Raw genomic sequence first — 14,140 nt, 5'->3', positions numbered from 1 at the left:
TTTTAGATTTCTGAAATTATTTTTTTACGCCTTCCGGTAATCTTTACAGGGTGGCCTATTTCTTTAAAACTGATCATTGCTCCAGTATTCACCAATTGAAAAGTCAAACACAGTAATGTGATACTTACCATTCAAATCAGCAAGGCAACTCTTAATTACCTCCGCATCTTTCCAACTTCAACTCCCGATTTTGTGATTATTTTTACACCATGAAAAGCATTAAAATTATCGCGGTCAAATCAGAAATCGGTGCGGGAACACGCGGTGCAAGCCTGGGATTTGATGCCATAAAAATTGCAGCGCTTGATTTTGGCAGTACTTTTTTTAAGCAGTTTCCCGAACTGGAAATTGCTGATGAAAACAGCATGCTGCTGGAACCTGCCCGCTCTCCGCATGCCCGGCGAGGTAAAGGTGTGCTCGCTGTATGCCAAAGGGTGAGTGCGGCAGTGGAGAAGACGTTGAAAGAAGATCAATTCCCCATAGTCATTGCCGGAGATCATTCCTCGGCAGCCGGTACTATAGCTGGCGTTAAGGCAGCGTATCCTGATGCCCGCATCGGTGTAATATGGATTGATGCACATGCAGATCTGCATTCACCTTACACTACCCCTTCGGGAAACATGCATGGCATGCCACTGGCAATGTCGCTGGCAGAGGATAATATTTCGCAGGGTTCTAACACACCGGATGAAAGCACCCGCGAATTCTGGGAAGAATGCAAAAACATGAACGGGATGGCCCCTAAGCTCCGCTATGAGAATCTTGTTTTTGTTGCCGTACGTGATACCGAACCGCAGGAAGACTATCTCATCCGCCAAAACAAAGTGAAGATGTTTTCAACCGATGAAATCAATAACCTGGGCATCGATAAAATTGCACGCGAGATATTAACCGCCGTGGAACCGTGTGATTACATCTATGTGAGTTTTGATGTCGACAGCATGGACCCGACCATCTCACGCGGAACAGGTACACCTGCACCCAACGGCATTACGGAAAAACAAGCTGCTTCGTTGTTACAACGCCTCATGCAAAGTCCTAAAGTGTGTTGTTTTGAAATAACAGAAATCAACCCTACGCTCGACAAAGAAAACCTGATGGCGGAAAATGCTTTTGAGATTCTCCTGAAGGTAACCAACCAGTTGCTCTATGACTGATAACGTGGCAAGCCGGGCCGGTGTTTCCTGATTCCCGGAAACCGCTTCGATGCCAGTCCGGGAAACTGCTTCACATCTTTCGCCAAATATTAACTGCCAGTCACCTGTACCATGCAATCTCAGCTCAAAGAAAAAACTGCCCAAATTATAGCAAGGCTATATGGCCATCATATAGTGCCGGAACAGGTGCAGATCAATATTCCTCCTAAGGATTTCCCTTTTGATTTCACGGTCGTCGCTTTCTCCTTTGCCAGGTTATCCAAAAAAACACCCGATCAGACAGCTTCCGAAATAGGTGAACAGCTCATCGCTGAATTGCCGTTACTGGACCGATATGAGGTGGTGAAGGGATTTCTTAATCTACGTTTGAAGGATGCTTATTGGTTAAGCGTTTTCAACGAACAGGTCAGCGCAAGCGGGTTTGGTGTACTTCCTTCAACAGGAAAAAAAGTAATGGTGGAGTATTGCGGGCCTAATACCAATAAGCCGCTGCACCTTGGCCACCTGAGAAATATCTTCATCGGTCATGCCATGGCGGCTATTCTCAAAGCTGCCGGCAATGAGGTGATCAAGGTTAACATCTACAACGACCGTGGTGTACATATCTGCAAGTCCATGCTGGCCTACCAGCAATACGGTAATCATGAAACGCCTGAGAGTACAGGCATAAAAGGTGATCATCTTGTTGGCGAATACTATGTAAGATTCGAACAGGAATTGCGCCACCAGATAAAAGAACTTATTGCACAAGGGCTGCCGGAAGATACTGCAAAAAAGCAGGCACCACTCAACCAGGCGATAGCAGCCATGCTGCTGAAATGGGAACAAGGCGACGCTGAAGTCAGGAACCTCTGGCAAATGCTGAATCAATGGGTTTACCAGGGATTCGAAGAAACTTACCGGAAAATCGGCAATGACTTTGACAAGGCATATATGGAATCCGATACGTATCTGTTAGGCAAGCGAATTGTAGCGGAAGGACTGGCCAAAAATGTATTCTTCAAAAAACCTGATGGTTCGGTATGGGTTGATCTGACTGCGGAAGGGCTGGATGAGAAAGTGCTGCTGCGGGCAGATGGCACATCCGTGTATATTACACAGGATCTCGGCACGGCTGATCTCCGGTATGAAGAATACGCACCTGATGTTATGGTTTATACCGTTGCGAATGAACAGGATTACCATTTCAAGGTGTTAAAACTTGTATGCTCGAAACTCAGCCGGCCTTATGCCGAAGGCATTCATCACCTGTCATACGGACTCGTTGATCTGCCCAGCGGCAGAATGAAAACACGGGAAGGTACTGTGGTAGATGCTGATGACCTGCTCGATGAAATGGATGCTACGGCTGCACAAAAAACACTGGAAGTTGGAAAGATTGAATATTTCACGGCAGAACAGCAACGCACTCTTTTTCATCAGTTGGGGATTGGCGCTCTCAAGTTCTTCATCCTGAAAGTGGACCCGAAAAAGAAAATGATTTTCAATCCGGAAGAATCGATCGACTTCCATGGTTTTACCGGTCCGTTTATTCAATATGCACATGCCAGGATTTGTTCCCTTCTCAGGAAAGCTGCGGAAAGAAGCATAGCTGTGGAAGGAACAGCGATAGTGAACTCATTCGAAAGTATTGAACGGCAGCTCATCATGCTGTTAGCTGATTATCCATCCATCATCCGGCAAGCTGCAGCGGGATTTGAACCCTCCACACTGGCCAATTACCTTTATCACCTGGCAAAGGAGTATAATCACTTCTATGCATCACTGCAGATTTTGAATGCTGAGAATACTGATCAGCGCATGTTCCGGCTTCAACTGTCAGGCCGCACTGCTGCAGTTATTAAGAGCGGAATGAAACTGCTGGGTATTGATGTGCCGCAACAGATGTAGCATTCGTACACAAATATTGAATGCTAATTATGCAGCTCCGTAAAATCCGCCAGCCATTTTTGGCGTCATTACCACCTTTAAACATGTAACAAAACAGTTCAGGCTTCCAGCATAAAAGGATACCGGTAATCGGTAGGTGGCACAAAAGTTTCTTTTATTGATCGCGGTGAAACCCAGCGAAGCAGGTTAATCATCGAGCCGGCTTTGTCATTTGTTCCGGATGCACGTGCTCCGCCAAACGGCTGCTGCGCTACTACTGCACCGGTTGGCTTGTCGTTGATATAGAAATTACCTGCAGCATTTACAAGCCGCTTCGACACATGATTGATGATATTTCTGTCCTGTGAAAAAACGCAGCCTGTAAGTGCATAAGCTGAAGTGCTGTCCACCAGGTCAAGCGTTTCTTCAAACTTATGCTCGTCATATACATAAACCGATAACACTGGTCCAAACAACTCGGTGCACATGGTTTTATACTTCGGATCATCTGCCCTGATAACAGTAGGTTGAATGAAATATCCTTCCCGTTTGTCATAACCTCCGCCTGCTATAATTTCAATGCCGGCATCCCGCTTTGCCTGGTCAATATAGCCGGCAAGCTGATCGAATGATTTTTCATCAATTACCGCATTGATAAAATTGGTAAAATCTTCTGTTGATCCAATCCGGAAGGAGTTCGTATCGGCAATGATTCCCTCCTTCACCTGCTTCCAGAGATTGGAAGGTATGTAAGCCCGTGATGCCGCTGAGCATTTTTGCCCCTGGTATTCAAAGGCACCTCTTGACAGTGCCGTTACCACCGCCTTCGCATCTGCCGAAGCATGAGCCAGCACAAAATCCTTTCCACCGGTTTCACCAACTATGCGCGGATACGTCTTATAAGAAGCGATATTGTTGCCGATCGTTTTCCAGAAGCCTTGAAATACTTCCGTTGAACCGGTAAAATGAATCCCTGCAAAATCAGGATGTGAAAAAACGATCTTGCCTGTTTCAGCACCTGGTGTATAGATCAGGTTAATGACACCATCCGGTAATCCTGCCGCTCTCAGAACATCCATAATTACCCAGGCAGAAAAGATTTGCGTGTTGGATGGTTTCCATACCACCGTATTACCCATCATCGCCGCACTGGTCGGCAGATTCCCGGCAATAGCGGTAAAATTGAACGGTGTAATCGCAAATACAAATCCCTCCAGCGCGCGTTGCTCCGTCCGGTTCCATATTCCTTTGGACGAAAGTGGTTGCTGACTGTAGATCTCCGTTGCAAACTGCACGTTAAACCTTAAAAAATCTATCAGCTCACAGGCGGCATCAATCTCTGCCTGGAAAGCATTCTTCGACTGGCAAAGCATGGTGGCTGCATTGATTCGCGCACGATACGGACCGGCCAGCAGGTCGGCTGCTTTCAGAAAAATAGCGGCCCTGTGTTCCCACGGCATGTTTTCCCAGTTCCTCTTTGCTTTGAGAGCGGCATCAATTGCCATCGTCACATGTTCCGCACTGCCTGCATGATAATGGCCAAGCACGTGATGATGTTCATGAGGAGGATGCATCTCAATTTTTTTACCCGTCCTTACTTCCTTTCCGTCAATAAACATGGGCAGATCGGCCGTCTCGGATTTAAACGCACTGAGCGCTGCTTTCAACGATGCGCGTTCCGCCGAACCTGGTGCATACATCAGGTTTGGTTCATTTGCTGGTACTGGTACTTTAAAAAATCCGGTGCTCATAAAAGATAATTTTAACGTTATGATTGATTGCGGTGTACTTTCAGTTTACATGCTTATCAGATGAATTTCACTCTTAGCAAAATACGGCCGCAAAGATAGACGTTTAACCATTTTCGTGTTGAAAACTTTTAATCAGTAACACCTGTACGGCTTAGGTAACAGCTAACTTTACCAAACATTTTTAGAGGGAATCGTATGGCTGAAACGACCAATAAATTAAAGGCGGAAAAAGAAAAGGCGAAAGAAACGAAGGAGGAGAGAGTAACTGAATCCAAAGCGGTAACGGAAAAGACGCGCGAAAAGAAAAAGAAGAAACAGGCCGAAAGCTGGTTCACTTCATTGCGCAACGACGAAAGATTGCCAAAACTGGCAGGCCTCACCATGCTGCTTTCCTCATTGTACCTGTTTGTTGCGCTGGTCTCTTATCTTTTTACATGGAAGACAGACCAGGACAAAATTTTTCAATTCTCCTGGCGAAACTTCCTTACCGGCACCTTCGAAGTAGAAAACTATTTGGGACGGTTAGGCGCCTATGTTTCTCATTTTTTCATGTACAATGCCTTTGGACTCACCTCTTTCCTATTCGTTGCTGTACTATTCGTTGCCGGCGTCAATTTATTATTCAACATCAGGGTATTCGCTGTTACGAGATTGCTGAAAGTCGCGCTTTTCGCATTAGTTCTCCTGCCTGCCACTTTGAGTTTCTTTTTTTCCGGGAATGGCTTTCCATTCGGCGGTGCAATGGGAAATATGCTGAACAGCTGGCTGGTGGGATTCCTCGGAGTCATCGGCACGGGTGCACTCCTGATTTTCGCAGTGCTTGCTTATGTGGTTATAGTTTTCAATTATAGTTTTCATCACTTTAATCCTTTCAAAACTGCTGCTACACCACGACTAAGTACGGCAATCAGCAATGCAGATGATAACATTGCTGAATCACCTGCGGCCGCCCCTGATTTACCTGCTGCCGAAACATTCACATCACCGGAGCATGAACCTGCTGAAATGGAGTTGAAGGAACTGGAACCGGCTAACAAAATTACCGTCGGGTCGCTGGTGGTGGAAACAATTGATGAGCAAGATGAGGAAACAGCTGAAGAAATCAGCACCCCAATCGGGGAAATCAATGCTCCGCTCAGCAGCTTGCCGCCAAGAGATGAATCGGATATAGCGCTCGACATTGTGGCAACAAAAGAGGAAGAACTGGCTGATGCGGAAACAGCCGTTCGTGAAAACTACGACCCTGCAATTGATCTGCCAAAGTATCAATACCCGACACTGGATCTGCTGGAAAATTATGGTTCTGAAAAGATACGGATCGATTCGGATGAACTGATGCGTAACAAAGATCAGATCGTAAAAACTTTACAGAATTACGGCATTGAGATCCAAAATATTAAAGCTACAGTTGGTCCCACGGTCACACTTTATGAAATAGTGCCCGCTCCTGGTGTACGGATTTCCAAAATAAAAAACCTGGAAGACGACATCGCCTTATCACTTTCCGCACTGGGAATACGCATTATCGCCCCTATTCCCGGAAAAGGCACCATCGGTATCGAAGTGCCTAATATGCACAAAGAGACCGTTTCCATGCGTTCCATGCTGGCATCAGAAAAATTTCAGAACGCGGCAATGGACCTCCCAATTGCATTGGGAAAAACAATATCGAATGAAATATTCATTGCTGACCTCGCGCGTATGCCGCATATGCTGATGGCCGGTGCTACCGGACAGGGAAAATCTGTTGGTGTTAACTCCATACTGGTTTCATTGCTTTATAAAAAACATCCATCGCAAATAAAATTTGTACTGATTGACCCCAAGAAGGTGGAACTGTCGCTTTATACAAGCATTGAAAAACATTTTCTTGCCAAATTACCCGGTGAAGCCGACCCGATTATTGTAGATACCAAAAAGGTGGTGAATACGCTCAAAGCATTGACCGTTGAAATGGATCTGCGTTACGACCTGCTGAAAAACGCGCAATGCAGAAACATAAAGGAATACAATGAGAAATTTCTGAACCGAAAGCTGCTTCCGACCAAAGGTCACCGCTTCCTGCCTTATATAATCCTCGTGATTGATGAATTTGCGGATCTCATCATGACTGCCGGAAAGGAAATTGAAACACCCATAGCGCGGCTTGCCCAACTGGCACGTGCCATCGGTATTCACCTCATCATTGCTACGCAAAGGCCTTCGGTAAATATCATCACCGGTACCATTAAAGCAAACTTTCCCGCGCGAATAGCATTTAAAGTAACCTCCAAGGTTGATTCGCGCACAATTCTCGATCATGGCGGCGCCGATCAGCTAATCGGGCGCGGCGACCTGTTGCTTTCTATAGGTGGAGAAACTATCAGGTTGCAATGTGGCTTCGTTGACACCCCTGAAGTTGAAAAGGTATGTGATTTCATCGCCGCACAGAAGGGATACCCCGAAGCGCACCTCCTGCCGGAAGTAAAAGATGAAGAAGGCGAAGGTGGTGACTTCCTGGATCCGAATGAACGCGATGAATTATTTGAAGAAGCCGCAAGCCTGATTGTACAGTATCAGCAAGGCAGCACCTCACTGCTGCAACGACGCCTTAAACTTGGTTACAACCGTGCCGGACGGTTAATGGATCAACTGGAATCCACCGGCATCGTTGGCCCTAATCAGGGCAGTAAAGCCCGTGATGTGCTGATAAAGGACGAACTGGAATTGGAACAGTTTTTGGCTCACCTGAAGGAGAAAAGCGGAATTTATTAGACTTTCACCCGATCAAGCCAGTTTGCTGAAACACATTTTCACCAACACACCTTTAATTTCTCATTTATGAAGAAGACAGCCGGTCTCTTTACTTGCTGTGTATTGTATTGCTTATCCATAGCTGCACAACAGCCTGACGTCAAAGCACAGCAGATTCTGAATGGCGTAAGTGCCAAATATAAAGGGTATAAATCGGTGCAGGCTGATTTTGCGCTTACCCTGGAAGGCGGATCTGATAGCAAAACAAATCAGCAATCGGGAACACTTTACCTGAAAGGGAATAAGTATAAATTAATGCTCAGCAACCAGGAGATAATTTCTGATAATATCACTGTCTGGACCTACTTGAAAGCCGAAAATGAAGTACAGATCAACACTTTCGAAAAGGATGATAACAACATCTCACCAACAGAGATCTTTACCATTTATGAGAAAAATTTCCTCTATGCTTTTAACGAAGAAAAGACAATAGCCGGAAAGACGCTGCAGATCATCGATCTGACGCCAAATGATAAGAACAAACCCTATTTCAAAGTACGGTTGGCTATAGACAAGGCTGCGAAAACTATTCAGAGTGCTACCGTCTTTGATAAAAACGGAAACAGGTACACCTATGAAATTAAAAAGCTTACTCCTAATGTGGAGCTGAATGATGCATTCTTTGCGTTTGATACCAAAAAATACCCCGGCATTGAAGTGGTAGATCTCCGGTGATCCTAAAACCCGGTAGTACCGTAACCCTCGCATATTTGCCTTTGCTGACTCGCTTTATTTAGTTATGCTTCCGGGATAGAGCATCATTTTTCAGCACCATAATGCAGCAAGGCAAATAACCATGCTCCCCTGAACATATTGGCAATCGCAATGGCAGGTGGATGACGCGCGTGTGATGATCGGTCATGACATACTGGTGACAAGGCCCAACACTTTAAACCATTGCACTTTTCTTATCTTGCACCGGGTTATTTATCATCACTAATCAATTTCTTACATGAATTACGATTTAATTGTAGTAGGGAGTGGCCCCGGTGGATATGTTGCAGCTATCAGGGCTGCTCAACTGGGGCTGAAAACGGCAATTATTGAAAAAGAATCTCTTGGCGGAATTTGTCTCAACTGGGGCTGTATTCCCACCAAAGCACTCTTAAAAAGCGCCAATGTTTTTGAATATATAAAGCACGCAAAAGATTACGGTATTACCATTGGAGATGCCGCGCCTGATTTCAATGCAATTGTAAAACGAAGCCGCGATGTGGCGAATGGAATGAGCCGCGGGGTGCAGTTTCTCATGAAAAAAAACAAGATTGAAGTAGTAATGGGAACTGCGACACTGAAACCCGGAAACAAGGTGGCAATACTTGATGGCAGCGGTAAAACAAGCGAAATTGCTGCACGCCATATTATCGTGGCAACCGGCAGCAGATCGAAAGAACTACCCGCAATGAAACAGGATGGCCAGAGGATAATCGGCTATCGCGAAGCGATGGTATTGCCGCAGCTTCCCAAAAGCATGGTGATTGTGGGTGCCGGTGCCATCGGATGTGAATTTGCTTATTTCTATAATGCAATGGGCACCAGGGTTACGCTTATTGAATTCATGCCTTCCATTGTGCCTGTTGAAGATGAAGAAATAGCTAAAGAGCTGGAGAAAAGTTATAAGAAGCAAGGTATCACGGTATTGACAAATGCTGCAGTGGAAAAAGTTGACACTTCCGGCACTGCCTGTAGGGTGTCGGTTAAAACTTCGCAAGGCGTGCAAAACATCGATTGCGATATTGTGCTGTCCGCTGCAGGTGTGTCTACGAATATTGAAAATATTGGATTAGAAGCAACTGGCATCAAAACCGAAAAAGGCAGGGTTAGTGTTGATGATTTTTATCGCACCAACATTCCCGGATATTATGCAATAGGCGACATAGTAAAGGGCCCAGCCCTGGCACATGTGGCCAGTGCAGAAGGAATCATCTGTGTTGAAAAAATTGCAGGAAAGAATCCTGAACCGCTCGACTATAATAACCTTCCGGGTTGCACTTACTGTTCACCGGAAATCGCTTCCGTTGGCTTAACAGAAAAAGCAGCAAAGGAGGCCGGATACCAGTTAAAGGTGGGCAAGTTTCCATTTTCCGCCTCAGGAAAAGCAAGTGCGGCCGGTGCCAAGGAAGGCTTCGTAAAGGTTATATTCGACGCAAAATATGGAGAGTTTCTGGGCGCTCATATGATAGGTGCAAATGTAACGGAAATGATTGCTGAAGTGGTCGTTGCCAGAAAACTGGAAACTACGGGGCATGAAATTATTAAAAGCGTCCATCCGCATCCGACAATGAGCGAGGCAATAATGGAAGCCGCAGCGGCTGCCTATGGTGAAGTGATACATTTATAGAAAGATGATAAATAGTTAATCCTAGTCGCTACAGCTAAAAATCCTGCGCGAATGGAAATGTGCCTTGCTGATATTAATATGAATCAATCTGCTATGAAAGGAATACCGCTCTTGCCGGCCGAACAAGAAGTTGCTCTAAGAATCAGTTTTTCAGCTTTCGCTCTTTCTCTTCTTTGCTTCTTTGAAAATAAAATTATCTTGTAGCATGTTATCACATAAGGCAAAATACGGTTTGAAAGCAGCCTTTTATCTCGCCCGCCATTATGAGGATGGACCGGTATTAATCGCCGATTTAGCCGCAGCAGAATATATCCCTAAAAAATTCCTCGAGCACATCTTGCTTGAACTGAAAAAGCAGGGCATTTTATACAGCAGAATGGGAAAAGGCGGTGGTTATTCACTGGCGAAATCACCCGATAAGATTTACCTCGGCCAGATTATCCGCATTCTCGACGGGCCGCTTGCTGCCGTACAATGCGTCAGTAAGTCAGCTTATGTAAGATGTGTGGAATGCAAAGATGAACGCACCTGTGAAATCAGGAAAGTGATGAAGCATGTGCGAGATGCCACTGCTCATATCCTTGACCGTACTTCGCTGGCAGATGCCATGCATTCCAAGCTAACACTTCACAAATAAGCGGATGGCACATATATCATAGTGCACACCTTGTATATCAAGGCATTTTTCCAGCCTGTATCTGCAAAAATACACGTTGCAACATGCTGCATCAGTTTGTCGTGAACTATACTTCAGCACCGCTCTCTTTGAAAAAATGCTGCTCCTGACATCAATACTTGCGAGTATCAGGAGCTGTGCTTCCAGTAGAATTTATCCAGGTAAAAACCTGCCTGGAAATAGTTCATTGAACCCGTCAAAAAAATATTTTTTACTATTCTACCTTTTCTATAGATTTTATATATTTTTGCGTACTTACTAACCAAAACCGATTTTTATGCAACAGAAATTTACCCTCACTGCATCACTGTTTTTCCTGGTAATTTTCATCAATGAAAGCAGATCGTTTGCAGCCGTATCCGGCAATTTTAGCAACACTAATCTTCCGGCGATCGAGACTATGCAGGCTGATTCGCCAAAAAAGGAACAGGCACCACCTCCGCAAATGCTCACATTCCCAATCTCTTCCATCACGGCAAAAATGACACTTAACGGGTATAGCCAGGTCCGCTACCAATACAATTTCACTGATCCGGCGCTTGGCAAACCTGCCAATGGCTTTGATATCAGAAATGCACGGCTCTTCTTACGGGGAACTGTGCTGAAAAACTTATCATACAATTTCCAGGCAGATTTTGCACCGCCTACTGTCCGGTTGATGGATGCGACTGCGGCATACACATATAATAAATTTGCCAAACTTACGGTCGGGCAGCAAAAAGCGCCTATCTCCTATGAAAGTCTTCGCACAGATTATGATATTCATAGTATCAGCCGTTCTCAGGCTGTTGAAGCGCTCACCGCCCGTTCGAGAGATGTGCTGGCAACAGCCAATTCCACTACCGCCGTTAATAATAATGGCCGTGACATTGGTTTGCTCTTTAGTGGCGGTATTCCGAATGCTGCAACAAATTCCAATTGGGTGGATTATTCCCTCGGGCTATTCAACGGAAGCGGCATAAATGTCTCTGATGCTGATGCACATAAAGATATCGCAGGAAGAGTGGTGGTTCGCCCCATAAAGAACCTTGCAATCGGAGGCTCTTTTTATAATGGAAAAGCAACATACGGAGGCGATAAAAAAACACCAAAAGACAGGAATCGATTTGGATTTGATGTTGCATACGAGGATGGCAAACACATCTATGCCGTATTTGAATACCTGCAGGGGGTTGACAGTACCACCAACAAAGGAGGATACTATGGCCTTGCGGAAGGATATTTCATTCCGAAGAAATTTGCAGCATTGGTCAAGTATGATTCATATGATCCCAATATGGATAAAGATAAGGATGCAACCAGTGTCATTAGTTTCGGGCTCAACTACTACTTTGCCCAATTCACAAAGATCCAGTTGCAATACGATATAAGGCATGAAGATGGCGCAGATACACAGAAGAAAAATGATTTGCTCTCTGTGCAGGCGCAGATATTCTTCTGACCGGATAATACAAAAGAGGGCGCTGCAGCCGGCGCCTTCTTTTTTACACATTTAACTACATATTTGACCTTTCTAATTTAATCTATAGATTTAGTAGTTTTTAAAAAAACATTTTTACATTTGACACCGTTTGCCATTTCGCTCATTATTTAATCACAACCAAAAATCATGATAATGCAAAAAAAATTACTCCTTCCGCTACTCCTGCTCCCGCTTTTTACATTGCTGAATTTCACTACTCCACGGATAGTGCCGGCAGGAGCAGCGAATCATCCGCCTAAGGCGTTATCCGGAAAAATTACAATGTCCGGAGCTTATGCGCTCTATCCGATGGCAGTTAAATGGGGTGAAGAATTCAGGAAACTTAATCCGGGCGTCACCTTTGATATTCAGGGTGGTGGTGCTGGTAAAGGAATGACTGATGTACTGTCGGGTACTGTCAACTTTGGAATGGTGTCAAGGGATATTTCGCCCGATGAAGTCAAAAAAGGTGCTTATGGTATTGCCGTCTGTAAAATCGCTGTTATTCCTGTCATCAATCCCAACAATCCTTATATCGAACTGATTAAACAAAAAGGTATCACACGTGATCAGTTTTATAAGATTTTTATTTCGGGAGAAATAACAACATGGGGCGAAGTACTAGGCAATAAAAGTATGAAACCGATAAAAATATTTACGCGCTCTGATGCAGCCGGTGCCGCTGAATCATGGGCGAAGTTTTTAGGCAGTTCGTATAAACAGGAGGATTTGGGTGGCACAGGCGTTTTCGGCGACCCCGGGCTCGCACAAGCGGTTGCCAAAGATCCGCTGGCCATGGGCTTCAACAATATCAATTTTGTTTACGACAATAAGAGCAGAAAACCGCAACCCGGCCTTTTCCCCTGCCCTATCGACCTCAACAATAACCGCGTATTTGATGCGGCGGAAAATGTGTACGGCTCGCTTGATATAATAGATGATGCTATTCTGAGTGGGGCCTACCCTTCACCACCTGCACGCGCCCTTTACCTGGTTACCAAAGGCAAACCGGGAAATCCACTAATGGTTGCATTTCTCCAATGGGCCTTATCCGATGGTCAAAAATATCTGGATGAAGCAGGCTTTGTCAAATTGCCGGCTGACTTACTCAAGAAAGAATTATCAGCATTAACAGCTTCAAACTAATCATCGAATAATGAGTCTTACTTTAAGGATACTCAAGGACAAAGTGGCTGGCAAGGTCGTTTTATGCCTTAGCGTAATTGCCGGCTTCCTGTTGTTCCTGATTGTGGGGGGGCTTTATGCAAAGTCCCGCCCCATTTTGTCATCTCATTCGCTTTCAGATTTACTGACCAAGTCCGTTTGGAAACCCGGCAAAAATCAATTTGGCTTTTTGCCTTATATATTAAGTACGGTATACATTACACTTATTTCCATACTGATTGCCGCCCCGTTATGCATACTCTGCTCTATTTACCTGTCGGAATATGCTAATAAGCGTGTTAAGAATTTTGTAACATCACTGGTAGATATCCTCGCCGGACTGCCCTCCGTTATTTTCGGAATCTGGGGCATTATCATGATCGTGCCGTTTATCTCCAACACGCTTGCTCCCGCATTTGGTCAGGAAGACACCACCGGTTATTCCATACTTGCAGGAGGACTTGTGCTGGCAATCATGGTATTTCCGATTGTCATACACATTATGCTGGAAGTACTTAGAACAGTACCTGTTGCACTCAGAGAAGCATCTCTTTCGCTGGGAGCAAATAAATGGGAAACCATTAAAAAGGTCGTGCTCAGAAAAGCAGCTCCGGGAATCATTGCTGCCATCGTCCTCGGATTTTCCCGGGCATTTGGCGAAACACTGGCCGTATTGATGGTGGTCGGCAACACCGCCCTTATTCCGCATTCAGTGTTTGATTCAGGTTACCCCTTGCCTGCACTGATTGCAAATAATTACGGCGAAATGATGTCCATCCCGATGTATGACGCTGCATTGATGTTCGCTTCACTCCTGCTGCTCACCGTAATTCTCCTGTTTAATGTTGCCGCACGCGTTATCATGATGAGGGTTGAACGCAGAACGGCCTAAATCAATTTTCATTCAACCAAATAAGAACCACTAAA

At 45.0% G+C, this 14,140-nt stretch carries 10 protein-coding genes; 9 read left to right on the top strand and 1 reads right to left on the bottom strand.

Annotation, left to right across the window (positions count from 1 at the left end):
- Window positions 1–209 precede the first annotated feature (209 nt).
- Both K1X61_14025 and argS read left to right on the top strand, forming a co-directional pair.
- Window positions 210–1,157 (top strand): arginase, encoded by a 948-nt coding sequence (locus tag K1X61_14025; GenBank protein MBX7109766.1) that lies wholly within the window; start codon window positions 210–212, stop codon window positions 1,155–1,157.
- Between the two features lie 111 nt (window positions 1,158–1,268).
- Window positions 1,269–3,047 (top strand): arginine--tRNA ligase, encoded by a 1,779-nt coding sequence (gene argS, locus K1X61_14020; protein MBX7109765.1) that lies wholly within the window; start codon window positions 1,269–1,271, stop codon window positions 3,045–3,047.
- 98 nt (window positions 3,048–3,145) lie between these two features.
- Here the strand turns inward: argS and pruA are convergent, their stop codons facing one another.
- Window positions 3,146–4,777, bottom strand: coding sequence for an L-glutamate gamma-semialdehyde dehydrogenase (gene pruA / locus K1X61_14015; protein MBX7109764.1), 1,632 nt, complete (start codon window positions 4,775–4,777; stop codon window positions 3,146–3,148).
- Between the two features lie 195 nt (window positions 4,778–4,972).
- On the opposite strand from pruA, the gene K1X61_14010 reads away from it, so the two are divergent.
- From K1X61_14010 to pstC, 7 genes are all read left to right on the top strand, one after another.
- Complete coding sequence (locus tag K1X61_14010) at window positions 4,973–7,531, top strand: DNA translocase FtsK (protein MBX7109763.1); 2,559 nt, start codon at window positions 4,973–4,975, stop codon at window positions 7,529–7,531.
- Window positions 7,532–7,597: 66 nt separating this feature from the next.
- Window positions 7,598–8,245 (top strand): outer membrane lipoprotein carrier protein LolA, encoded by a 648-nt coding sequence (locus K1X61_14005; GenBank protein MBX7109762.1) that lies wholly within the window; start codon window positions 7,598–7,600, stop codon window positions 8,243–8,245.
- Window positions 8,246–8,522: 277 nt separating this feature from the next.
- Window positions 8,523–9,911 (top strand): dihydrolipoyl dehydrogenase, encoded by a 1,389-nt coding sequence (lpdA, locus tag K1X61_14000; GenBank protein MBX7109761.1) that lies wholly within the window; start codon window positions 8,523–8,525, stop codon window positions 9,909–9,911.
- A 205-nt stretch (window positions 9,912–10,116) separates the two neighbouring features.
- Complete coding sequence (locus tag K1X61_13995) at window positions 10,117–10,548, top strand: Rrf2 family transcriptional regulator (protein MBX7109760.1); 432 nt, start codon at window positions 10,117–10,119, stop codon at window positions 10,546–10,548.
- Between the two features lie 316 nt (window positions 10,549–10,864).
- The gene (locus tag K1X61_13990) at window positions 10,865–12,028 is read left to right on the top strand and encodes an OprO/OprP family phosphate-selective porin (GenBank protein ID MBX7109759.1); all 1,164 of its coding nucleotides are present in this window, start codon (window positions 10,865–10,867) and stop codon (window positions 12,026–12,028) included.
- Between the two features lie 174 nt (window positions 12,029–12,202).
- Window positions 12,203–13,195, top strand: coding sequence for a substrate-binding domain-containing protein (locus K1X61_13985; protein MBX7109758.1), 993 nt, complete (start codon window positions 12,203–12,205; stop codon window positions 13,193–13,195).
- A 10-nt stretch (window positions 13,196–13,205) separates the two neighbouring features.
- Entirely contained in the window at window positions 13,206–14,105 is a 900-nt protein-coding gene (gene pstC / locus K1X61_13980) for a phosphate ABC transporter permease subunit PstC (protein MBX7109757.1), read from the top strand.
- The last annotated feature ends 35 nt before the right edge of the window (window positions 14,106–14,140 follow it).

The organism is Chitinophagales bacterium, assembly GCA_019694975.1.
GTDB lineage: Bacteria > Bacteroidota > Bacteroidia > Chitinophagales > UBA10324 > JACCZZ01.
Note: the sequence above shows the minus strand (reverse complement) of the source record. Positions and strands in the feature narration are given on the sequence as shown.